This window comes from Variovorax sp. FW301-JW7 (assembly GCF_058788795.1).
On record NZ_JBYTBC010000007.1, the window covers coordinates 308,921 to 329,727 of the forward strand.

At 67.8% G+C, this 20,807-nt stretch carries 19 protein-coding genes; 7 read left to right on the forward strand and 12 right to left on the reverse strand.

Going from position 1 to position 20,807, the window contains the following annotated elements; translation table 11 throughout:
* Window positions 1-14: 14 nt before the first annotated feature.
* The 11 genes from glnL to AC3WQM_RS20885 all read right to left on the reverse strand — a co-directional run bounded on the left by glnL (window position 15) and on the right by AC3WQM_RS20885 (window position 12,221).
* Window positions 15-1,094, reverse strand: a complete 1,080-nt coding sequence (gene glnL, locus AC3WQM_RS20835; RefSeq protein WP_062470910.1) for a nitrogen regulation protein NR(II) — start codon at window positions 1,092-1,094, stop codon at window positions 15-17.
* 14 nt (window positions 1,095-1,108) lie between these two features.
* On the reverse strand, window positions 1,109-1,633 hold the full coding sequence (locus AC3WQM_RS20840; protein ID WP_492681334.1) for a hypothetical protein: 525 nt from the start codon (window positions 1,631-1,633) through the stop codon (window positions 1,109-1,111).
* Window positions 1,634-1,779: 146 nt separating this feature from the next.
* Window positions 1,780-3,195, reverse strand: a complete 1,416-nt coding sequence (gene glnA / locus AC3WQM_RS20845; RefSeq protein WP_062470904.1) for a type I glutamate--ammonia ligase — start codon at window positions 3,193-3,195, stop codon at window positions 1,780-1,782.
* Window positions 3,196-3,342: 147 nt separating this feature from the next.
* Window positions 3,343-4,143: a competence/damage-inducible protein A gene (locus AC3WQM_RS20850; protein WP_492681336.1), complete on the reverse strand. Its 801-nt coding sequence runs from the start codon at window positions 4,141-4,143 to the stop codon at window positions 3,343-3,345.
* Window positions 4,140-5,045 carry an EI24 domain-containing protein gene (locus AC3WQM_RS20855; RefSeq protein WP_492681338.1) on the reverse strand — a complete coding sequence of 302 codons (906 nt, stop codon included), beginning with the start codon at window positions 5,043-5,045 and terminating at the stop codon, window positions 4,140-4,142. Before AC3WQM_RS20855 ends, AC3WQM_RS20850 begins: the two co-directional genes overlap by 4 nt.
* 56 nt (window positions 5,046-5,101) lie before the next feature.
* A complete protein-coding gene (locus AC3WQM_RS20860; RefSeq protein ID WP_489057592.1) occupies window positions 5,102-6,076 on the reverse strand; it encodes a sterol desaturase family protein in 975 nt (324 codons plus the stop codon).
* Between the two features lie 16 nt (window positions 6,077-6,092).
* Window positions 6,093-6,923, reverse strand: a complete 831-nt coding sequence (locus AC3WQM_RS20865; protein WP_492681340.1) for a polysaccharide deacetylase family protein — start codon at window positions 6,921-6,923, stop codon at window positions 6,093-6,095.
* Window positions 6,907-7,926, reverse strand: a complete 1,020-nt coding sequence (locus AC3WQM_RS20870) for a YncE family protein (protein WP_492681342.1) — start codon at window positions 7,924-7,926, stop codon at window positions 6,907-6,909. Before AC3WQM_RS20870 ends, AC3WQM_RS20865 begins: the two co-directional genes overlap by 17 nt.
* 104 nt (window positions 7,927-8,030) lie before the next feature.
* On the reverse strand, window positions 8,031-8,771 hold the full coding sequence (locus AC3WQM_RS20875; RefSeq protein WP_492681344.1) for a pseudouridine synthase: 741 nt from the start codon (window positions 8,769-8,771) through the stop codon (window positions 8,031-8,033).
* A gap of 61 nt (window positions 8,772-8,832) precedes the next feature.
* On the reverse strand, window positions 8,833-10,569 hold the full coding sequence (gene ggt / locus AC3WQM_RS20880) for a gamma-glutamyltransferase (RefSeq protein ID WP_492681346.1): 1,737 nt from the start codon (window positions 10,567-10,569) through the stop codon (window positions 8,833-8,835).
* Window positions 10,570-10,625: 56 nt separating this feature from the next.
* Window positions 10,626-12,221 carry a class I SAM-dependent methyltransferase gene (locus AC3WQM_RS20885; protein WP_492681348.1) on the reverse strand — a complete coding sequence of 532 codons (1,596 nt, stop codon included), beginning with the start codon at window positions 12,219-12,221 and terminating at the stop codon, window positions 10,626-10,628.
* A gap of 145 nt (window positions 12,222-12,366) precedes the next feature.
* On the opposite strand from AC3WQM_RS20885, the gene AC3WQM_RS20890 reads away from it, so the two are divergent.
* The gene (locus tag AC3WQM_RS20890; RefSeq protein ID WP_159277736.1) at window positions 12,367-12,573 is read left to right on the forward strand and encodes a hypothetical protein; all 207 of its coding nucleotides are present in this window, start codon (window positions 12,367-12,369) and stop codon (window positions 12,571-12,573) included.
* Window positions 12,574-12,602: 29 nt separating this feature from the next.
* On the opposite strand, the gene AC3WQM_RS20895 is transcribed toward AC3WQM_RS20890, so the two are convergent.
* Entirely contained in the window at window positions 12,603-13,160 is a 558-nt protein-coding gene (locus tag AC3WQM_RS20895; RefSeq protein ID WP_492681442.1) for an ureidoglycolate lyase, read from the reverse strand.
* Window positions 13,161-13,346: 186 nt separating this feature from the next.
* Here AC3WQM_RS20895 and AC3WQM_RS20900 point away from each other — a divergent pair, with 186 nt between their 5' ends.
* The 6 genes from AC3WQM_RS20900 (at window position 13,347) to AC3WQM_RS20925 (ending at window position 20,800) form a co-directional block, all read left to right on the forward strand.
* Window positions 13,347-14,672, forward strand: coding sequence for an MFS transporter (locus AC3WQM_RS20900; RefSeq protein ID WP_489057597.1), 1,326 nt, complete (start codon window positions 13,347-13,349; stop codon window positions 14,670-14,672).
* Window positions 14,673-14,746: 74 nt separating this feature from the next.
* Window positions 14,747-15,469 carry a FadR/GntR family transcriptional regulator gene (locus tag AC3WQM_RS20905; RefSeq protein ID WP_492681350.1) on the forward strand — a complete coding sequence of 241 codons (723 nt, stop codon included), beginning with the start codon at window positions 14,747-14,749 and terminating at the stop codon, window positions 15,467-15,469.
* Between the two features lie 292 nt (window positions 15,470-15,761).
* On the forward strand, window positions 15,762-16,595 hold the full coding sequence (locus AC3WQM_RS20910; protein ID WP_492681352.1) for a DUF6502 family protein: 834 nt from the start codon (window positions 15,762-15,764) through the stop codon (window positions 16,593-16,595).
* Window positions 16,592-17,935: a DUF5666 domain-containing protein gene (locus AC3WQM_RS20915; protein ID WP_492681354.1), complete on the forward strand. Its 1,344-nt coding sequence runs from the start codon at window positions 16,592-16,594 to the stop codon at window positions 17,933-17,935. Before AC3WQM_RS20910 ends, AC3WQM_RS20915 begins: the two co-directional genes overlap by 4 nt.
* A gap of 334 nt (window positions 17,936-18,269) precedes the next feature.
* Window positions 18,270-18,743 carry a hypothetical protein gene (locus AC3WQM_RS20920; RefSeq protein WP_492681356.1) on the forward strand — a complete coding sequence of 158 codons (474 nt, stop codon included), beginning with the start codon at window positions 18,270-18,272 and terminating at the stop codon, window positions 18,741-18,743.
* 374 nt (window positions 18,744-19,117) lie between these two features.
* Window positions 19,118-20,800, forward strand: coding sequence for a sensor histidine kinase (locus AC3WQM_RS20925; protein ID WP_492681358.1), 1,683 nt, complete (start codon window positions 19,118-19,120; stop codon window positions 20,798-20,800).
* Window positions 20,801-20,807: the final 7 nt, after the last annotated feature.

The window sequence follows — 20,807 nt, forward strand, 5'->3', positions numbered from 1 at the left end:
TTGCCGGGGCTGCCCTAGGGCAGCGGAATCAATATCTTGAAATCGGTTCGGCCCGGGACGCTGTCGCACTCGATCACGCCGTGATGCTGTTGCACAAAAGTCTGCGCAAGCGTCAGTCCCAGCCCGGTCCCGCCTTCCCTGCCCGAAACGAGCGGATAGAAGATGCGGTCCTTGATCGTGTCCGGCACACCCGGTCCATTGTCGATGACATGCAATTCCAGTGCCAATCGATACCACTGCTTATTGAAGATCACCTGTCGGGCCACGCGGGTCTTGAAAGTGATCTGCGCATCGCCCGCCGCGCGGCGCTCGGCCAGGGCCTGCGCCGCGTTGTGCGCGATGTTGAGGGTGGCCTGGATGAGCTGCTCGCGGTCGCCGCGGAACTCGGGAATGGAGACGTCGAAGTCGCGCTCGATGTGCAGGTCGCGCGGAAACTCCGCCAGGATGACCGAGCGCACGCGCTCGCACACCTCGTGGATGTTCACGTCGCCCACCACGTGCGGGCGCCGGTGCGGCGCCAGCAGCCGGTCGACCAGCGTCTGCAGCCGGTCGGCCTCGTGGATGATGACCTGGGTGTACTCGATGAGGTCGCGCGACTCGACCTCCATCTGCAGCAGCTGCGCCGCGCCGCGAATGCCGCCCAGCGGGTTCTTGATCTCGTGCGCGAGGTTGCGGATGAGCTCCTTGTTGGCCTGCGCCTGGTCGATGAGGCGCTCCTCGCGGTCCTGGCGCACCTGCTGCTCCAGCGGCGACATCTCGATGATGAGTTCGCCCTTCTTGTCGCCGTGCGCCAGCGTGACCTGCACGGGCATCAGCTCGTGGTTCACGCGCCGCAGGAACGCCTCGTAGCGCAGCGTGGCGAAGTCGTTGCTGCTGGCGCCGTCGAGCGCGGTGCGCAGCACCTGCGGCTCATGGAAGCAGGCGCCGAACTGCGAGCCCTCGAGCGTGCGCCGCGAGGTACCCAGCGCGTCTTCGAGGCCTGCATTGGCGAACAGCACCGAGCCGTCGCTGTTGACCACCGCGATCAGCGTGGACAAGAGGTCGAAGGCACGAAAGCGCGGATTGGCGCCAGTCGCCTTCTTGCCGAACACCATGGACTGCGCGCCGCTTACTGCGCTTGCGGCTTGCCGGGCAGGCGGCCGATTTCGCGGCGGATGCCGGCGATGTCGCTCTCGTTGCGCGCGAGTTCGGCCTTCATCTCGGCCACGCGGTCGAGGTACTTCTGGTAGTTGCGGCCTTCGCTGCCCTGCTTCTCGGGCTCGCCGTTGTTGTATTCCTTCTTGAGCTCGGTCTGGCGAGCCTCGGCCTTGCGCAGCTCGGCCTCGAGCACCGAACGCGCCTCGCCGTCGCGCGCGCGCTGGTCGACGCCTTCGACGCGCGGGCTGCCCGCCGGGGCGCGCGCGGCGGATGAACCGCCCGACGACGACGCGCTGCCACCACCGCCGCCCGAAGGCTTCGTGCCCTGCACGACGGTGACGTTGCCGCCTTCCATGATCTTGCAGCCCTTTTGCTGGGCCACGGTCGCGTTGTTGGTGTACTCGTTGCCGCAGCGCCAGACGCGCTCTTGCGCGAGCGCCGCCGTGGCGGTGGCGAACGAGGCGGCGGCCAGGAAAATCAGGGAGACAGTCTTCATTTGATTCCGGAGAGGGCGCGACAAACGCGCATTTTGATGCAATTCGGGCCCGCTCACGACAGGGTGTTCCGCACCAAGGAAAAAGGACGGCCGGGGCCGTCCTTTTGTCTTACTTGCCCGCCGGGACGGGCTTGTTGTGGCGCTTTTTACAGCGAGTAGTACATGTCGAACTCGACCGGATGGGTCGCCATGCGGAAGCGCGTGACTTCCTGCATCTTGAGGTCGATGTACGCGTCGATGTACGAGTCGGTGAACACGCCGCCCTTGGTCAGGAACGCACGGTCCTTGTCCAGGTGCTCCAGGGCCTGGTCCAGGCTGTGGCAGACGGTCGGGATCAGCGCGTCTTCTTCCGGCGGCAGGTGGTACAGGTCCTTGCTGGCGGCTTCGCCCGGATGGATCTTGTTTTCCACGCCGTCCAGGCCGGCCATCAGCAGCGCGGCAAAGCCCAGGTACGGGTTCATCAGCGGATCGGGGAAGCGCGCTTCGACGCGGCGGCCCTTCGGGTTGGCCACGAACGGGATGCGGATCGAGGCCGAGCGGTTCTTGGCCGAGTAGGCCAGCTTCACCGGGGCTTCGAAGCCGGGCACCAGGCGCTTGTAGCTGTTGGTGCCGGGGTTCGTGATGGCGTTCAGGGCACGGGCGTGCTTGATGATGCCGCCGATGTAGTGCAGCGCGAAGTCCGACAGGCCTGCGTAGCCGTCGCCGGCGAACAGGTTCTTGCCGTCCTTCCAGACCGACTGGTGCACGTGCATGCCCGAGCCGTTGTCGCCAACGATGGGCTTGGGCATGAAGGTGGCGGTCTTGCCGTAGGCGTGGGCCACGTTGTGGATCACGTACTTCTGCAGCTGGACCCAGTCGGCGCGCTGCACCAGCGTGCTGAAGCGGGTGCCGATTTCGAGCTGGCCGGCGTTGGCCACTTCATGGTGATGCACTTCGACCGGGATGCCCAGCGATTCGAGCACCAGACTCATTTCCGAGCGCATGTCCTGGAAGCTGTCGACCGGGGGCACCGGGAAGTAGCCGCCCTTGACTGCGGGACGGTGGCCGCTGTTGCCGTGCTCGAACTCCTTGTCGGTGTTCCACGAGGCTTCTTCGGACTCGATCTTCACGAAGCAGCCCGACATGTCGTTCTTCCAGCGCACGCCGTCGAACACGAAGAATTCGGGTTCCGGTCCGAAGTAGGCGGTGTCGCCCAGGCCGGAAGCCTTCATGTACGCCTCGGCACGCTTGGCGAGCGAACGCGGGTCGCGCTCGTAGGCCTTGCCGTCGGCCGGGTCGATCACGTCGCAGGTCAGGATCAGCGTCGTTTCTTCGAAGAACGGGTCGATGTTGGCGGTGTTCGGGTCGGGCATGAGCTGCATGTCCGAGGCTTCGATGCCCTTCCAACCGGCGATGGACGAACCGTCGAACGCGTGGCCCGAGGTGAATTTGTCTTCATCGAAGTGCGACACAGGCACGGTGACGTGCTGTTCCTTGCCGCGGGTGTCGGTGAAGCGCAAGTCGACGAACTTGACCTCGTTTTCCTTGACGAGCTTGAGTACATCGGCGACGGTCTTTGCCATCAGTTTCTCCTGAGTTGGATGGTGGTTAGGAATACAGGGACGGGAGGATGCAGTTTCTGTGCCATTGTCACCCCGCCGGATGAGGCCCGGGTGACGGCCCAGGGGCTGCCGGAAAAGGAAATAATCACCAAACTGGTGCAATACGAATTAACGCACCAATTCGGGGCCGAGCTTCGCATCGAAAGTGTGCAGACCTTCGATCAGCTGGCCATAGGCGGCATCGAGCTTCGCGGGATCGCCCTTGACGCCCAGCTCGATGTGGCGGCCGTATTGGGGGTGATCCACACTGGGGAGGCTGAACACCTTGATGCCGGCGTGGGCCTGCTCGATGGCCTGCATCAGGGGCGTGAGGGTGGCTTCCATCGCACCGAAAACGATCACGGACTTCTCGGCGATGGCGTTGCGGGTGAACAGATCGGCATAGCGGCTGTCGAGCACCGACTCGATCATCGGCCAGGCCATGACCGGAAAGCCCGGCACGAAATGCACGTGCTCGACGCTGAACCCCGGGATCTTGTTGTACGGGTTGCGGATGATCGACGCGCCCTGCGGAAACACGCCCATGTTCAGGCGGTGGATGTTGTCGGACCGGTCGGGCTCGTAGGGCACGCCCTGCTCCTTGGCCGTGTCCTGCATGCGCTCGCGGATCAGCGCCTCGGCCTCGGGGTGCAGCGCCAACGGCACGCGCAGGGCCTGGGCGGCGCACTGGCGGGTGTGGTCGTCGGGCGTGGCGCCGATGCCGCCGGTCGAGAACACGATGTCGCCCGAGGCGAAGGCGCGCATGAGCGCCGCGGTGATCCGCGTGGGCTCGTCGCCCACGTATTCGGCCCAGCCCAGCTGCAGGCCGCGCGCGGCCAGCAGCTCGATGACCTTGGCCATGTGCTTGTCGGCCCGCTTGCCGGAAAGGATCTCGTCGCCGACGACGATGAGACCGAATGCGCGTGTCATGGTGAACCCCATTGAGAGAGAGCGGCCTTGTTGGCCTCGGTGGCTTCGGCGGCCTCGAGCGCCTGCTGCTGCGCGTCGCCGCCGCCGGCCGCGGCCTGCTGCGCCGCGCGCTGGGCACGCAGCTGGGCCAGGGCGTCCAGGCAGTAGTGAGCGAACCAGAGCGCGGAGAAAGCAAAGACCAGCGTGTAGATCCAGATGGCGATCGGCACCAGCACGAAGAAGGCTGCGGCGAACAGCAGGCCCGAGGCCCACACGATGCTCGGCGCGGCACCCAGGTAGCCGCACAGCACGCCGATGCACAGCAGCGGCAGCCGGTGGGCACGCAGCAGCGCGGCGCGCTCTTCGGGGCTGGCGTGCTCGGCCAGCGCGTCGAAGCTCATCACCCGGTAGGTCAGCCAGCCCCAGATCAGCGGCGGCAGGATCAGCACCAGCGGCGGAATGAGCCACAGCGGCATCGACACCACCAGGGCGATCAGCGCCAGCACCGTGGCGCCGAGCGAGCGCAGCACGCTGCCGAAGAAGGAGGCGCCCTTCTTCTGTTCGAGCGTCGGAAAGCGCCGTTCGGCCGCGAGCTTGGTGAGCGCCGGCGCCATGAAGCCGGCCACGATCAGCAGCGACAGCACCACGATCAGCGGCGTGACGCCGAACACCACCACCAACGGCGCCAGCGCGGCCGTGACGTCAGCCGAGAACAGGCGCCCGATCCAGGCCCAGAAGCTGGACAGCAACGGCCAGGCGTCTAGGGCTTCGCGCGTCCAGGCGACGGCCGCGTCCCAGTAGAAGTAGCCGAGCCCCGCGGCCAGCAGCACCATGAGCGCCAATGGCAGGAGCGACAGCACGATCACGCGCGGGAGCATGCAATACGCCACCGCGCGCCAGAAGGAGTCGAGGAGCAGGCGCATGAGGTTCGAGGATAGCGCAAGGCCCCGGCCCGCCAGCCGCCAGGCCTGCGGGTGGATCAGGCGCGGCCGAACAGCCGCTTCAGCCCCAGCCACTGCTGCGACCAGAAGCCCTGGCCGTAGTCGCGCGGCCGGCCGTCGGCGCCGGGCTCGACCTGGTCGCGGATGCCGGTCGGGTCGTAGCGGTTCTCGAAGTTGGCGGTGCGAAAGAGCATGTCCCACCAGGGCAGCAGCACGCCGAAGTTGTGGCCGCCGAGCGTGCTCCGGCCGTGCGACTCGTGGCCCAGCCCGATGCTGTGGTGCAGCCGGTGGAAGCGCGGGCTGACCCACAGCCGCTCGCCGATCGCCCCGAAGCTCAGCCGCAGGTTGGCGTGCTGCAGGCTTTCGCTGAGCTGGGTGAAGGCCACGACGGCGATGAACTGGCCCGGCGCCACGCCGATCAGCTGCGCCACGATGACGATGAGCGTGTCGTGGATGACGTCGTCCAGCAGGTGGTTGCGGTCGTCGCTCCACATCGTCATCTGGCGCTGCGAGTGGTGCAGCGAATGCAGGCTCCACCACCAGTTGAACTGGTGCTGGCCGCGGTGAATCCAGTAGCCGACAAAGTCGAGCACGACAAGGTAGATGGCAAAGGCCACCCACGGCACGTCGGTCACGCCGGGCCAGACTTCGTCCAGGTGGAAGGTGCCCCACCCCGCCATGCGCAGGCTGCCGAGCAGGTCGTCGAACACGGGCTGCAGCACGAAGAACAGCGCCAGCCGGAACAGGCCCAGCCGGTGGATCAGCGTGTAGATCACGTCGGTGCGGATGGCGCGGCGGTCGGTCACGGGCTCGACCGCGCGCCAGCGCTGCAGCGGGCCGATGACGGCCAGCAGCACGAGGATCTGGATCACGCCGACCAGCAGCCAGCCGGTGGCGTCGAAGGCGTCCTCGGCCCAGCCGCCCAGGCCGATGGCGTACACCAGCGGCTGCACGGCGGTCTCGAAGAGCCAGCCCTGCATGGCGGAAAAAACGTCGGTCAACCAGTCGATCACGGCGAAAACTCAGGATTCAAGGGTGGGAGGCGATCCAGGCGCGGTAGTCCGGGTGCTGGCGCAGGGTGCGAAAGCAGAAGCCCTTGGCCTTCAGGCCGACGATGAGCGGCTCGAGATTGGCCGGCGCCCACGGGTCCTTGCGCGACCAGATGCCCAGGTGTGCCAGCAGGATGTCGCCGGGGCGGATGCCCGCGAGTGCCTGGGCCAGCAGCTTCTGGTTGCTGAACGTCTCGCTGGGCAGCTCGTCGCCCAGGAAGCCGGCAGGCGACCAGCCCACGTGCGCGTAGCCGCAGTCCTTGGCGGCCGCCAATAAAGCGGGCGAGGTCTTGCCACCCGGCGCGCGGTACAGCGGCAGCGGCTTCTTGCCGGTGATGGCGGCCAGCCGGTCGGACGACTTGCGGATGTCGGCGCAGTAGTCAGCCGCGCTCCAGACCGACTCCTTGCCGGTCTGCGGGCCGGCCGACGGCTTGATGCGAAAGCCGGGCGGCGTGCCCTTGACGTCGCCGCGCCAGTAGGCGTGGTCGTAGGTGTGCGAGCCGAACTCGTGGCCCTCGGCCGCCCTCGCCTTCCACCACGGCGCCCAGTGGTCGTCCAGGCTGTCGCCGTCGGTCTGGGTGCGCTCGGCGGCGGCGAAGAAGGTGACGCGCACCTCCTGGCGCTTGAGCACGTCGGCCACCAGCGGGGCGATGCCCATGTGGCCGGTGTCCAGCGTCAGGTAGACGGGCTTGTCGCAGGCGGCGGCATCCTGGGCACCGGCCGCCGGCACGGTGGCGCAGGCCAGCGCCACGACGGCGCAGGCCACGCCGGCGGTGCGCACACCGCGCACGCGTTCAGATGCGCTTGGCATGGTCGAGGGTCCAGACGCCGTGCGGCGAGCGGCCGACGTTGATCTGCCGCACGACCTTCTGGCTCGCGAGATCGACCACCGTGAGCTTCTTGGCCCAGCGCGAGGTCACGTACAGCCTCTTGCCGTCGGCCGACACGTCCATGCAGTCGGGGCCGCCGGGCACGTTGTAGGTGGCAACGACCTTCAGCGTGGTCAGGTCGATGCGGCTGATGGTGTTGGCCACCCGGTTGCTCACGAACACGGTCTTGCCGTCGCCGGCCGAGCGGAAGGCGTGGGCGCCCTTGCCGGTGGGGATCTTGCCGACCAGCTTGGGCTGGGCGCCGGCCACGTCGAACACCTGCACGCCGTCGCTGCCGGTGAGGCCCACGAGCAGCGTCTTGTCGTTGTGGGCGCCGAAGATGTCGGCCGGCATGGCGCCGGTGACCATGCGCCAGCGCACGGTCTGCGTCGGCAGGTCGACCGCGATCAGCTCGTCGCTGTCCTGCATGGTGACGTAGGCCACCGTGCTGGTGTTGTCGATCCAGATGTGGCTGGGCGTCTTGCCGGTGGCGAGGCGCTTGGCCAGCTTCAGGTCCTTGCCGTCCCAGCGGTACACGTCGACGTGGTTCAGGCGGTTGGCCGCCGTGACGAACCACTTCATGTCGCGCGAGAACTGCAGCTGGTACGGATCGATGATCCCGTACACCACGCGCTGCACCTCGGCCGTGCGCGGGTCCAGGAAGGTCAGCGAGTCGCCGGCCGAATTGGCCACGATGACCGACTTCTCGTCGGGCGTCATGTAGATGTGGTGCGGCTCCTTGCCGGTCGGAATGCGCTGCTTCTCGGTCCAGTCGACCGGGTTGATCACGCTCACGCTGGCGTCCAGCGAATTGAGAACAAAAACCGGTGGAGGGGCCGGTGGAGCGGCCGGCGGCGCCGCCGCGGCGGGGAGGGTCACCAGGGCTGTCAGGCAGGACAGCAGGAAGGCCGCGAGGCGGCCGTTCGGGCGGGCAGGAAGTCGCAAGGGAAAGTTCCGGGAGAGATTTAACAATCTTAACGGTCGAAAGCAACAAACAGCTGACCGCAGGCGCCCCGGCGCCGCTGTTGCGCCCCGCGCCTTGACCTGTGTCAAGCGGCCCGGGGAACGGGCGCGCGCAACTGGGCCACCTGGTCGGCCGTGAGCCAGCGCCATTGCCCCGGCGCCAGGTCGTTCGGCAGCGCCAGGCCGCCGATGCGCGAGCGGTGCAGCCCTTCGACCCGGTTGCCGACCGCGGCCAGCATGCGCTTGACCTGGTGGTACTTGCCCTCGGTGAGCGTGAGCCGCAGGTGCAGCGGGCTGTCGGACTCGCAAGCCGCAGCGCGCACGGGCTTCGGGTCGTCGTCGAGCACCACGCCGGCCAGCAGCCTGGCGATCTGCGCCTCGTCGATCGGGTGCTTGGCCGTCACCTCGTAGACCTTGGGCACGTGGTGCTTGGGCGAGCCCATCTTGTGGATGAACTGGCCGTCGTCGGTCAAGAGCAGCAGGCCGGTCGTGTCCTGGTCGAGCCGGCCGATGGCCTGCACGCCCTGCACGGCGCCCTTGTTGGGCCGCAGGCGCAGCGGCGACGGCAGCAGCGTGTAGATGCTCGGGTAGGTCGAAGGCTTCTGCGAGCACTCGGTGCCGGCCGGCTTGTGCAGCATCAGGTAGGCCTTCTCGTGGCAGGCCCACTCGGTGCCCTGCACGGTGAACAGCAGGCCTTCGGGGTCGAGGTCGGCGAAGGGGTCGGTCACGGCCGCGCCGGCGACGCTCACGTGGCCTTGCTGGACCAGGCCCGCGCACACGCGGCGGGTGCCGAAGCCCTGGGTATAGAGGATGTCTTGCAGGTGCATGAAAAATGAAAAAAGCGGCCGTGCCGACAGGGGCACGACCGCCTTCAAGTGTGCCGCAGGTTCAGTAGCCCGCTGCCAGGCCCGTGTTGCGGCGCGGGTCGTTGGCGCCGTAGAAGCGATTCGCGCCCACCGGTTTGCCGCCCAGCGAGGGCGCGCCGACGATGATCGCCGCCAGGTGGTTGGCCGGCTGCGGCACGCCCAGGTTGTGGCCCATGTCGGTCAGGATCTTGCGGGTGTCGGGGCTGATCGCGAAGGTCTCGACGTTGGTCACGTCGGGCAGCCATTGCTGGTGGAAGCGCGGCGCATCCACGGCCTCCTGCACGTTCATGCCGTAGTCGACCACGTTCAGGATGGTGTGGAGCACGGCCGTGATGATGCGGCTGCCGCCGGGCGTGCCGACGACAAACACCGGCTTGCCGTCTTTCGACACGATGGTCGGGCTCATCGAGCTCAGCGGGCGCTTGCCCGGGGCGATGGCGTTGGCCTCGCCCTGCACCAGGCCGTACATGTTGGGCACGCCGATCTTGGAGGTGAAGTCGTCCATCTCGTTGTTCAGCAGCACGCCGGTCTTGTCGGCCGTGACCTTGGCGCCGAACCAGTCGTTCAGCGTGTAGGTGACCGACACCGCATTGCCCCACTTGTCGGTGATCGAGTAGTGGGTGGTGTTGCTGCCTTCATGCGGCGCCACGCCGGGCTTGATGTCCTTGGACACGCCGGCCTTCTTGGGGTCGATGGCGGCGCGGATCTTGGCGGCGTAGCCCTTGTCGAGCAGGCGGTCGAACGGGTTCTTCACGAAGTCGGGGTCGCCCAGGTAGCTGTTGCGGTCCACGTAGGCGTGGCGCATGGCTTCGATCTGGTAGTGCACCGACTCGGCCGAGCGGTAGCCCAGGTCCTTGAGCGGATAGCCCTCGAGGATGTTGAGCATCTCGCAGATGATCACGCCGCCCGAGCTCGGCGGGGGCGCCGACACCACGCGGTAGCCGCGGTAGTCGCACTCGACCGGCGCGAGTTCGCGCGTCTTGTACTGGTCGAGGTCGGCCTGCGTGATGATGCCCTTGCCGGCCTGGCTCGACGCCACGATGGCCTTGCCGACCCAGCCCTTGTAGAAGCCGTCGGCGCCCTTGGCGCTGATTTCGCGCAGCGTCTTGGCGAGGTCTTTCTGCACCAGCTTCTGGCCGACCGCGAAGGGCTCGCCCTTGTTCAGGAAGATCGCGCCGGAGACCGGGTCCTTCTTGAAGTCGTTGGTGGCGGTGAGCAGCATGTCGATGTCGCCCTGCTCCAGCGCGAAGCCCTTGTCGGCCAGCTGGACCGAGGGGGCGATGAGGTCGGCACGCTTCATCGTGCCGTACTTCTCGCGCGCGTATTCCATGCCCGAGACCGAGCCCGGCACGCCCACGGCGAGGTGGCCATTGGTGCTCAGGCCCTTGACGACGTTGCCGTCCTTGTCGAGGTACATGTTGGCCGTGGCGGCCAGCGGGGCCTTCTCGCGGAAGTCGAGGAAGGTCTTGCGGCCGTCGGCCAGCTGCACGGTCATGAAGCCGCCGCCGCCCAGGTTGCCGGCGGCCGGGTACACCACCGCCAGCGCATAGCCCACGGCCACGGCCGCATCGACGGCATTGCCGCCGCGCTTGAGCACATCGACGCCGACCTTGCTGGCCAGGTGCTGCGCGCTCACGACCATGCCGTGCTCGGCCGCGACCGGCGCCTGCGACGCGGCCTGCGAGCCGCCGGCCGCCGCCAAAGTGAGCGCGGCCGCGACGGCGGCGCGCAGGGTGGGGGTCCACTTGAAATGCTGCATGGAAAAGTCTCCTCTGTGCGTTGGATGAAGAATGAGGGAGGGTGAGTGGTGGGCCGTCAGGCCGTGAGCAGCGCCTTGCGCCGAAGACCCTGCAAAGCCTGCGCGACCTGCTCCTGCGCGAAAGCGTGGAGCGCCGACGGGTCGGTCAGCGGCTGGTCGTCCTTGAGGAAGCGCAGGCGTTCGGCGCGCACCTCGTCGAGCAGGAAAGCGGCCAGCGCCTCGTGCGAGTGCGCCCCGTCGAGCAGCGGCAGCAGGCTGCGTTCGAGCACCGTGAGCGACACCGGCTCGTGCCACTGGTTGCAGAGCACGGCCGTCGCTTGCGATGCGGGCAGGCCGGCCAGCGCGCGCCGCACGGGCGCCAGCACCTGCGGCAGCGCGGACACCGAAGCAGCCGCCGACACCGGCGTGCGCCGGATGCGCAGCGCGCCCAGGATCAGCAGCTCTTCGAGCATGGCGAGCACGATGGGCTCGACGGCCGCGCGCGGCTCGCCGGTGAGCGTCACCACGGCGGCCAGCAAGGCTTCGGTCGACATCGAACACGGATAGCTCGCATCGAGCGCCTGCGCCACCGCCTTGTGCGCCGGCAGCCGCAACGTGACCTTCAGGTCGCGCAGCGCGGTGCAGGGCTGCTCGCGGGTGTCGATGGTGAGCGCCTCACCACCGTCGACGCGGAAAACGCCGGCGAACTCCAGCGCGCGCAGGCGGGGAACCTCGAGCCGGTAGCGGATGTTCGCGGCATTGCCCTGCTTCACCAGCAGCGTCTGGCGGAAGGTGCGGTTGACGAGGAAGTCGAGGTACTGCTCCATCATCACCTGGCTGCCGCCGCATTCGCGCAGCAACGGATCGCGCACCTTCTCGCCGTAGTTCTGCACGAACATGGTCGAGGGCTCGGCGTCGCACAGGTAGGCCAGCCCGCGTGCCTCGGCACGGGCGACGAACTCCTTGAAATAACAGGGCTCGTTGCAGGGCTCGAGGAACTCGTGCAACAGGTAGTAGTTGCCGGAATTGCGCACGATCGGCATCGTCTCTTCGAGCGTCTTCTTGAGCACGCTGTCGGCCCGGGCCGACTGCTCGAGGAACTCGAGCATGCCGCGCGCGTAGGAGAGCTTTTCTTCGGGCGTGTCGCGCGGGCCGCCGCGCAGGATCATCGCGTCGCGCACGATCTCGCGCGCCTTCCAGCCCGGGTACACGTTGTAGCTCACGTAGACCACGCCGTTGGGCGCCAGGTTCTCGGCGCACACGCGCAGGATGGCGTCCTGCACCGGCCCCGGCACCCAGCTGTAGACGCCGTGGCAGACGATGTAGTCGAACAGGCCAAACGAGGCGTCGATGTCCGCGATGTTGAAGGTCTTCAACTCGATGTTCGACAGCCCCGCCTGGTCGAGCGCCGCGGCGCCCTGGGCCACCTGCACGCGCGACAAGTCCACGCCCACCGCGCGCGCCTGCGGATGGCGCACCGCGAACGGAATCAGGTTGCCGCCGGCGGCGCAGCCCAGTTCGAGCACGCGCGCCTTGTGCGGCGGCGGCGCCTCGAGCCCGAACAGGAAGGCCAGGGCTTCCAGGTGCTCCACGGCGGACTGGGGGAACGGGTGCGAGTCGTAGGGCACCGCATCGTAGTAACTGGTGAGCGTGGAAGTCAGAGAGTCCGGCACGAACGTCCTTTGGGGATCGGAAGGGGCTGCAGCAGTGCTCGCAGACTATAGCCCCGTGCCCTCGCAAAAAGAAGCCGGCGCGGGTCGCCCCGCCCTCCCCTCGGCAAGGACTCGTGCGCTTTCGCGACCTCTTTAGAATGGCCCGATGAACTGGCGCATCACACTGTTTCCCCTGGCTTTGGTCATTGCCGGCTGCTCGACGCCGCCCAACCAGATCGTTCCCTTCCGCGACGGTGTGCTGCGCGCCATGACCTACACCCAGGCCTCGGACTACTGCAGCGCCAAGGGACAAGACCCGAAGTGGCTCGGCAAGGCACCCGCCGAATCCGGCGTGCTGTTCCAGTGCCAGTGAGCCGCGGCATCACGCGCAACTGAGCGCACTCAGCCTGGCAGGCTGACGCGCACCACGCACGCTGAAGGCACAAAGATTTCATCGCAGTTCGGCCCGGCCCCGCCGCGGTCGATCACCACGAAGCTCGCCGGCTGCTGCGTGACCACCAGCGGGTGGTGCCAGACGCCGCGCGCATAGTTCACGCCCTGCCGCCCGTCGGTGACGAAGGCGCGGATGTCTTCCACGCGCACCGCGTCGCCCGCCGGCGCCACCACCACGAGAAAGCGGCTGCCGTCCATCGGCACGAAGGCCTGGCTGCCCAGCGGGTGGCGCTCCAGCATGCCCACCTGCAGCGGCATCGCATAGGGCCGGGTCTCGAAGATGTTCACCAGCACGCGGCTGTCGCCGGGGCCCGGGTCCACGCGCGCCAGGTCGTGAAAGCGCGTGGTCATGCCCGCGTTGATCGGCATCGACCGGGCATGCGCGCTCTCGATGACGTCGCCGAACGCGGCGAAGGCCTCGCGCGTCAGCGGCTGCGCAACGAGCGCGAGCGCCGCGGGCGTGCCCGGCGCCGGGGGCAGGAAGGTGGGGCTGGCAATCGTCAACAGAAACTCCTCGGCTTTTTGGTCCAACTGGTACTACCAGTATCCTTGCGATGTATCCAGACAGTCAATCGCCCAGCGTCAGGGAAATCGCTAGTGCCCAATGGCGCATGAGGCCTTAAGGTCTCGGTCGCGTTAAATCATACCGGTAATACCAGTTAATCCACCCCATCGACGCCTTCGAGGACCGCCATGTCAACCACCACCCTTCATGCGCCGCTGCAGCCGGCCACCACCTCTGCTGCAGCGGAGAACGCGCTCTACAAGAAAGTGGCATGGCGACTCATGCCGTTCCTCATGCTTTGCTACGTGGCCGCCTACCTGGACCGCGTCAACGTCGGCTTCGCCAAGCTGAACATGCTCAGCGACCTGCAGTTCAGCGAAACCATGTACGGGCTGGGCGCGGGCCTGTTCTTCATCGGCTACTTCTTCTTCGAGGTGCCGAGCAACCTGCTGATGCACCGCATCGGCGCCAAGGCCACCATCTCGCGGATCATGATCACGTGGAGCCTGATCTCGGCCGCGATGATGTTCGTGACCACGCCCACGCAGTTCTACGTGCTGCGCTTCCTGCTCGGGGCGGCCGAGGCCGGCTTCTACCCGGGGATGATTCTGTACCTCACCTACTGGTTTCCCTCGCACCGCCGCGCCAAGATGGTGGCGGTGTTCATGTGCGCGATTCCGGTGTCGGGCGTGCTGGGCGGACCGCTGTCGGGGCTGATCATGGACGCCATGCACGGCATGGGCGGGCTGCGCGGCTGGCAGTGGCTGTTCCTCATCGAGGCGCTGCCCTCGCTGGTGATCGGCCTGCTCGTCATCGTGTACCTGGACAACAGCATCCAGGGCGCACGCTGGCTCACCGCCGAAGAAAAGGCCGTGCTCGCACGCAACATCGCCGCCGAGAACGCCACCAAGGGCGGCACCAGCCACATGACGCTGCGCGCGCTGTTCGCCGACCGCCGCATCGTGAAGATGGCGCTGATCTGCTTTTGCACGGTGATGGGCCAGTACGGCCTGACCTTCTGGCTGCCCACGCTGGTGCGCCAGTCGGGCGTGTCGGGCGCGCTGAACATCGGGCTGCTCACGGCCATTCCCTTCGCCGTGGCCATCGTCTCGATGCTGCTGGTGAGCCGCAGCTCCGACCGCATGCGCGAACGCCGCTGGCACCTGATCGTGCCCTTCTGCTGCGGCGCGCTGGGCCTCACGCTGAGCGCGATCTTCAGCAACAACGTGTACCTCTCGCTGGCCGCATTGGCCCTGGCCGCGGGCGGCAGCCTGGCGACCTCGCCGCTGTTCTGGAGCCTGCCGACGGCCATCCTGTCGAGCGCAGGCGCAGCAGCCGGCATTGCGCTCATCAACTCCTTTGCCAACCTGGCAGGCTTCGTGAGCCCCTACATGATCGGCCTGATCAAGGACGCCACGAAGAGCACCGACATCGCCCTGTTCGTGCTGGCCGGCGTGCTGCTGTTCGGCGCCTTCCTCACCTGGACGGTGCCGGCGAAGCTGGTCAACAAGTAGGGAAGGCCCCGGGGTGCGGCCACAGTAAGATTTCCAGCCCCCGCCACTGCCGCACTTCGCACCGAAAACCACCCATGCTCGCCTCCCCCGCCGTCGCCGCCACCGCCGCCCGACTGATCCAGCAGCGGATCGCGGACGGCACCTACGCGGCCGGCGGGCTGCTGCCTTCGCAGCGCGACCTGGCCGAGCAGCTCGGCATCAGCCGCACCTCGCTGCGCGAGGCGCTGTCGACCTTGCAGGGCACCGGCCTCGTCATTCCGCGCCCCGGCAAGGGCATGTACGTGGCCGAGGACGGCGGACAACAACAAACGCCGGCGGCCTCCCCGGCCTGGAAGTTCGCCACCTCGCATTCGCTGCAGGACGTGTACCAGCTGCGCTTCGCGGTCGAGAACTTCACCGCGCGGCTGGCCTGCCTGGTCATCGAGGCGGACGACCTGACCGCGCTGCGCGCCAATGCGCAGGCCATGCGTGCGTGCATCGACGCCGGCGATTTCACGCAGGCCACGCAGCTCGACTTCGACTTCCACATGCAGATCATCGGCATCGCGGGCAACCAGGCCATCGCCGAGATCCTGCGCAACAGCGCCGAGGTGATGCAGGAGAGCCAGCGCCTGCCCTTCTACAAGCGCGGCGCGCGCCATGCCACCTACGACGAGCACATGGCGATCATCGAGGCGCTCGCGCAAGGCAACCCGGCACTGGCGCAGCAGGCGATGACGCAACACATCGTGCAGGCTGCGCAGCGCGCGGGGGTGCACTTTCCGACGGGGCTCGAGGCGGCTTCGGCGGCCGTCTGACGCTTCAGGCCCGCGTGTCGAAGGCGATGCGCAGCCCCTCGATCCGCTCGCTGCGGGCACATCGCAGGCCGACATAGACAGCCTGGCCAGCCCGTCGGCCGATCGGCCTTGGCATCACCCGTCGGACGGCCGCCCGGCGCCCGGACACTGCAACTTTGGCTCACTGGCCGTCAAACCGCAGTCCAAAGCTTTCACTCTGGCGCCGTGCGCAGGACAATGGCGCGTTGATGGTGGTCGGAGGCGCCGCCTCCGATCCTGTTGGCATTGCACTTTCAGGACAACACGCAGCGGCATGGAACAACGGCTGGACTGGGCCCTCGCGGCCTGCTCACGCATCCTTCGACCTGTGGTCAGGCTCGCCCTCGCGATGGGGGTCAAGCATCCCCACCTGGAGGAGTTGCTGCGCGACCTGCTGATCGAGGAGGCGCAGCACTCCTGGCGCAGCCAGGGCGTTCCCAAGCCCAACCTGAGCCAGCTGTCGGTCACCACCGGCCTGAACCGCAAGGCCGTGACCGCCAAGGTCCGCGCCACCGTCGACCCCCTGCCCCACACCGAACTGTCGGCCGCTGCCAAGACCTTCACGCTGTGGCTGCAGATGCTGACCGAAGACGCTTCGTTCCGGCGCCTGCCCGTCACGTCGGGCCACACGGCAGCGTCCTTCGAGGCGGTTGCGCGCCTGAGCAGCCGCGGCAACGTTCACCACCGCACCATCCTCGACGAGCTGATCCGGTTGAACATGGTGACCGAGAACGAAGGCATGGCCGAACTCACCGTCGACGGTTTCGTGCCCGTACAGGACCTGCAGTCCATGCTGGCCTTCCTGGGCGACAACGGCCGGGACCACCTGCTGGCAGCCGTCGCCAACACGCTGGGCGAGCAGCCTCGGATGCTCGAGCGCGCGGTGTACGCGCGCGGGCTCTCGCTGAACGATTGCGAACAGATCCACCGCCTGGTGCGCGACCGCTGGTCCGCCATGCACCACGAGCTCGCGCAGGAAATGGCGCACGCGGTCAGCCGCGCGCCGGCCCGCGCCAAAGGACGAATCCGTGTCGGCATCTACACGTACTACGAAGACGAGGGCGCTCCGCCCCCGCCCACGTCCTCTGAAAGCGAGCGCCCCTCATGAGCACGATCCAAACACCCCGCCGGCTCCTGCTGGGCCTGTTCTGTGCCGGCCTCACAGCCCTGTTGATGTCCTGCGGAGGCGGTGGTGGGGGCAGTGGCTCGGCGGGGAACCTGGGGCTGGGCACAGGCACCGCGATCGGCGGTGACAGCCCGAGCGGCAACGGCACGGGCGCAGGCGGAAATGGGATCGGGTCCGGCACGGGCAGCCCCGGCTCCGGCGACACCGCCAGCAACAGCAACCCCGACGGTTCCGGTGTCGGCTCGGGCGGCACCGGCGTGACGGCGGACGCCGCGGGCATCGGCGCCGCGGACGGCCTGGGCAGCATCATCCTGAACGGCCTGCGCTACAACACCGACACGGCCACCTTCACGATCGAGGACGCCACCGAACTGCAGATCGGCATGAGCGCGCGGGTCGCCGGCAAGGTCGACCCCGACTTCACCCGCGGCATCGCGACGCAGGTCGTGTCGGGGGCCGAACTGCGCGGCGCCGTCTCGCGCATCGACGTGAAGGCCGGCACCTTCGTCGTCATGGGCATCGGCGTGAGCATCGATGCGGCCACGGTCTGGGGCGACGCGAGCGGGCTCGCCAGCGTGACCGACGGCAGCCTCGTCCAGGTGTGGGGCTTGCCCGGCGCGCCGGGCACGCTGCGCGCCACCCGCGTGCTGGCGGCCCCCACGCTGACCGCCCCGCTGGTGACGGGTGCCATCCAGAACCTCAACGTGATGCACCAGACCTTCACGCTCGGCCAGCTGACGGTCAGCTATGGCGGCGCCAGCTTCGTGGGCATCGACGCGGCGTCGCTGACCAACGGCGTCATCGTGCGCGCCCGCAGCACGGCCGCGCCGACCGGCAACGGGCTCACGGCGACCCAGGTGGAAGGCTGGTACGCGATACCGGTGAGCAACGGCATCGCCCTGCAACTGGCGGGGGACATCACCGACTTCGTCTCGCGCGGCGCCTTCAAGGTGCTGGGCACGCCGGTGGACGCCACCAATGGGCAGATCACGGGCGGCCCCGTCGGCTCGCTCGGCAACGGCGTGAAGGTCGAGGTCGACGGCTTCATGTCCGGCGGCGTGCTGGTCGTCAAGAAGCTGCGCATCCGCCATGTGCCGGGCACGGGCGGACCGGCCTCCTTCACGGTCATCGGCGCCATCGGCGGCTACCAGTCTGCGGCCTATTTCCGGGTCCGGGGCCAGCCGGTGAACGCCAGCGGGCCGGGTACCACGTTCGAGAACGGCACCGCCGCGAACCTGGCCAACGGCCAGCGCGTGGCCGTCGTCGGAGACCGGGTGGTCGACGGCGTTCTCATCGCCCAGCGGGTGACCTTCAACCCCTGACCTGGGGCGGCGCGGCGCCCCGCCGCCCGGCCGCATCACCCGCCCCGCCCTGGCGGCGGGCGATGCCGGGACTTTCACATCCTCTTCGGCACCGCATCACGGCGGGCCTGCTCGCGCGGGCCGGATAACACCTTCGACCATCTATCGCCAAATTGATGGCGAAAGTACTAGAAAAGGACTAAAGTGAAAAAATCACATTTCTTACATCGGTGACTTTCGTGTCTGTCCGTGCGAACTCAGTGCAACCGTTGTTGCCACCCCTTGCGGGGCGGCGCACCGGATGCCTGTTCGCCGCCGGGCGGGCCGGTGCCGCTGACATTGCAAGGAGCACGCCATGCCGCTCGCCCTTCTTCTTCAGCTGCTGAACAAGCGCTTTCCGGTCACGCTCACCATGGACGCGGACATCCGGCACGCATCGGTGCTCGTGGCGACCGGGCTCATCGAAGCCGAGTTCCACGTCGACAGCTTCGGTTACCAGCGCTACGAAAGCGCCCAGGTCTTCGCCATCACGGACGAGGGACATGCGGAGATCGCCACGCTGTGCGGGCGCGGCGGCGCTTCGGTTCATGAGGAACACGCCCCATGGACCGTCATGCCGCTCGATTACCTGCGCAGGATCGGCAACTCGACCTTTCCCCTGCACACCGAGGACCCGTCGGAGATCAACTCCGTGGCGGTCCTGGAAGCCGCCGGCATGGTGGAGGCCACCCTCCCCCCGATCTGCCGTGCACGGCAGAAGCTGCGCCAGGCCACCGTGTTGCGGGTCACGCCCCTGGGGCGGACGGCGCTGGTGCCGCGGCGGCACTGAATCCGGGTCCGGGTCGCGCGGCGCGCCTGTCCTGACGCGCCGATGGAGGAGTGCGTCCGGCGCACACCAACACCGCCTCTCGCGCTCCCCTCCCCCATACCTCCATGAAACGGGTACCCGTTTGCCGTGCGGCGCCCCTCGGCCGAGGAAAAGCGCCTCGTGCGGCGACGGAAAAAGCCCGCCAACCACACAAATGAAACCATGTGAAACATACGTCACAGATCGCCTGCGAGGCTCCTTTCGAGTACCAAAGCAGTAATGTGAAACCTTCACATACACCACGTCATCGGCAAGAAGAAATGAACGCCACGCGGTTACAGCTGCATTTCAGCCCCAGCCGTGCATGAAACAGTTCATGCGAAGGATGCCTTGCCATGCGCGCCCCCGTCTCCGCCCCGAACCTCGACAACAGCCTGTCGACGGACGCCCTCATGGCCGCCCGCATGCGGCTGGTCCTGTCGATCTCGGCGGTGCTGGCCATGGCGGTCGATGCGGGGCCGGCCCGGCAGCCGGTGGACAGCGCGGTCTGGCTGGCCTTGTGCGGATACCTCCTGCACAGCGTGCTGGTGCATGCCTGCACGCAGGTGGGTTGGCGCCATCTCCAGGGCAAGGCCGTCCACTGGTCTGACGTGCTGTGGTTCACGCTGATCGTCTTCGTGACGGGCGGCGTGCAGAGCCTGTTCTTCCTGTTCTATTTCTTCGCCATCCTGACCTCCTCGTTCCGCTGGGGTTTCGAGGAAGGCGCCCGCGTGACGATCGTCTCGGTCGCGTCGTTCGCCGCCTGCGGGCTCGGCACGAGCACGGGCGACGACGCGCCGCAGCTGCTGATGCGCACGACCTTCCTGCTGGCGCTGGGGCACATGATCGTGCACTGGGGCGGCTCCAAGCTCGTCCTGCAGCGGCGCCTGGCCCTGCTGGGCGACATCAGCCAGCTGTCGAACCCGCGCTTCGGCGCAGGCCGCACCATCGCCCGCACGATGGAAAAGACGCTGGCCTTCTTCAAGGCCAGCCACTGCATCCTCATGACGCGGGACACCGCCACCGGCAACTGGACCCTGCGCACGCTGCGCAAGGACGACACCTGCGAGCACGTCGGTGTCGAGACGCTCGGGGGCATCGCCGAGTCGCCGCTGATGGCGCTCGAGCATCCGCACACCGTGCTGAGCAACCGCCTGCCCTGGCCGCTGAACCTCTTCTTTGCGCGCAGCCACATGCACGGCCCCGGCACGATCGGCTGGCGCCCCGAAGGCCGCGACGGCGCCCAGCGCAGTGCCGCCGTGGCCGCCATGCTCGAGGCCCGCGCGTTCATCAGCGCCGCGCTGCCGCTGCGCCTGGGCGAGGGGCGCGTGTTCATCTCGTCGCGCAACGGCCACTTCAGCAAGTCCGATGCGCTGTTCCTCGCGCACCTCATGGAACAGATCTTCCCGGTCATCGAGACCATCGAGGTGCTCGACCGCATGGCCTCGGAAGCCGCCGCGACCGAGCGCCTGAAGATCTCGCTGGACCTGCACGACACGGCCGTGCAGCCCTACATCGGACTGCGCATGGGCCTGTGCGCCCTGCGCAAGAAGGCCACCGCGGACAACCCGCTGCTCGAGGACCTCGACAAGCTCGCCGAAATGGCGAACGGCGTGATCGCCGACCTGCGGCGCTTCGCCGGCGCGGTCAAGGACGGCGCTGAAAGTTCGTGCGGCCTCGTGCTGCCCCAGCTGTACGGCCAGGCCGCCCGCATCCAGGGGCTCTACGGCATCGAGATTTCGGTGAACGTCGAAGGCCACGTGCGCCTTGACGACCGCATGACCGCGGAGGTCCTGCAGATGGTGGGCGAAGGCCTGAACAACATCTGCAAGCACACGCAGGCCCGCCGCGGCAGCGTGCGCATCGGCTGCCGCAATGGCTGCTTGCACCTGCGCATCGAGAACGAAGGCGGCGAAGAGAACTTCGCGCCCTTCCGGCCGCGCTCCCTCAGCGACCGCGCAGCGGCGCTCGGCGGCCGCGCGCAGGTCAGCCGGTGCCGGGGCGGCGGCACCGAGGTGCTGATCGAAATCCCCATCTGAGAGACAA

Excerpts from the sequence above, each read along its gene's own strand:
- ggt (WP_492681346.1), bottom strand. The coding sequence starts at position 10,569 with ATGCAGCATTTCAAGTGGACCCCCACCCTGCGCGCCGCCGTCGCGGCC.
- glnL (WP_062470910.1), bottom strand. The coding sequence starts at position 1,094 with ATGGTGTTCGGCAAGAAGGCGACTGGCGCCAATCCGCGCTTTCGTGCC.
- AC3WQM_RS20850 (WP_492681336.1), bottom strand. The coding sequence starts at position 4,143 with ATGACACGCGCATTCGGTCTCATCGTCGTCGGCGACGAGATCCTTTCC.
- AC3WQM_RS20910 (WP_492681352.1), top strand. The coding sequence starts at position 15,762 with ATGGAACAACGGCTGGACTGGGCCCTCGCGGCCTGCTCACGCATCCTT.
- AC3WQM_RS20875 (WP_492681344.1), bottom strand. The coding sequence starts at position 8,771 with ATGCACCTGCAAGACATCCTCTATACCCAGGGCTTCGGCACCCGCCGC.
- AC3WQM_RS20920 (WP_492681356.1), top strand. The coding sequence starts at position 18,270 with ATGCCGCTCGCCCTTCTTCTTCAGCTGCTGAACAAGCGCTTTCCGGTC.
- AC3WQM_RS20890 (WP_159277736.1), top strand. The coding sequence starts at position 12,367 with ATGAACTGGCGCATCACACTGTTTCCCCTGGCTTTGGTCATTGCCGGC.
- AC3WQM_RS20855 (WP_492681338.1), bottom strand. The coding sequence starts at position 5,045 with ATGCGCCTGCTCCTCGACTCCTTCTGGCGCGCGGTGGCGTATTGCATG.
- AC3WQM_RS20900 (WP_489057597.1), top strand. The coding sequence starts at position 13,347 with ATGTCAACCACCACCCTTCATGCGCCGCTGCAGCCGGCCACCACCTCT.
- glnA (WP_062470904.1), bottom strand. The coding sequence starts at position 3,195 with ATGGCAAAGACCGTCGCCGATGTACTCAAGCTCGTCAAGGAAAACGAG.
- AC3WQM_RS20915 (WP_492681354.1), top strand. The coding sequence starts at position 16,592 with ATGAGCACGATCCAAACACCCCGCCGGCTCCTGCTGGGCCTGTTCTGT.
- AC3WQM_RS20905 (WP_492681350.1), top strand. The coding sequence starts at position 14,747 with ATGCTCGCCTCCCCCGCCGTCGCCGCCACCGCCGCCCGACTGATCCAG.
- AC3WQM_RS20865 (WP_492681340.1), bottom strand. The coding sequence starts at position 6,923 with ATGCCAAGCGCATCTGAACGCGTGCGCGGTGTGCGCACCGCCGGCGTG.
- AC3WQM_RS20840 (WP_492681334.1), bottom strand. The coding sequence starts at position 1,633 with ATGAAGACTGTCTCCCTGATTTTCCTGGCCGCCGCCTCGTTCGCCACC.
- AC3WQM_RS20925 (WP_492681358.1), top strand. The coding sequence starts at position 19,118 with ATGCGCGCCCCCGTCTCCGCCCCGAACCTCGACAACAGCCTGTCGACG.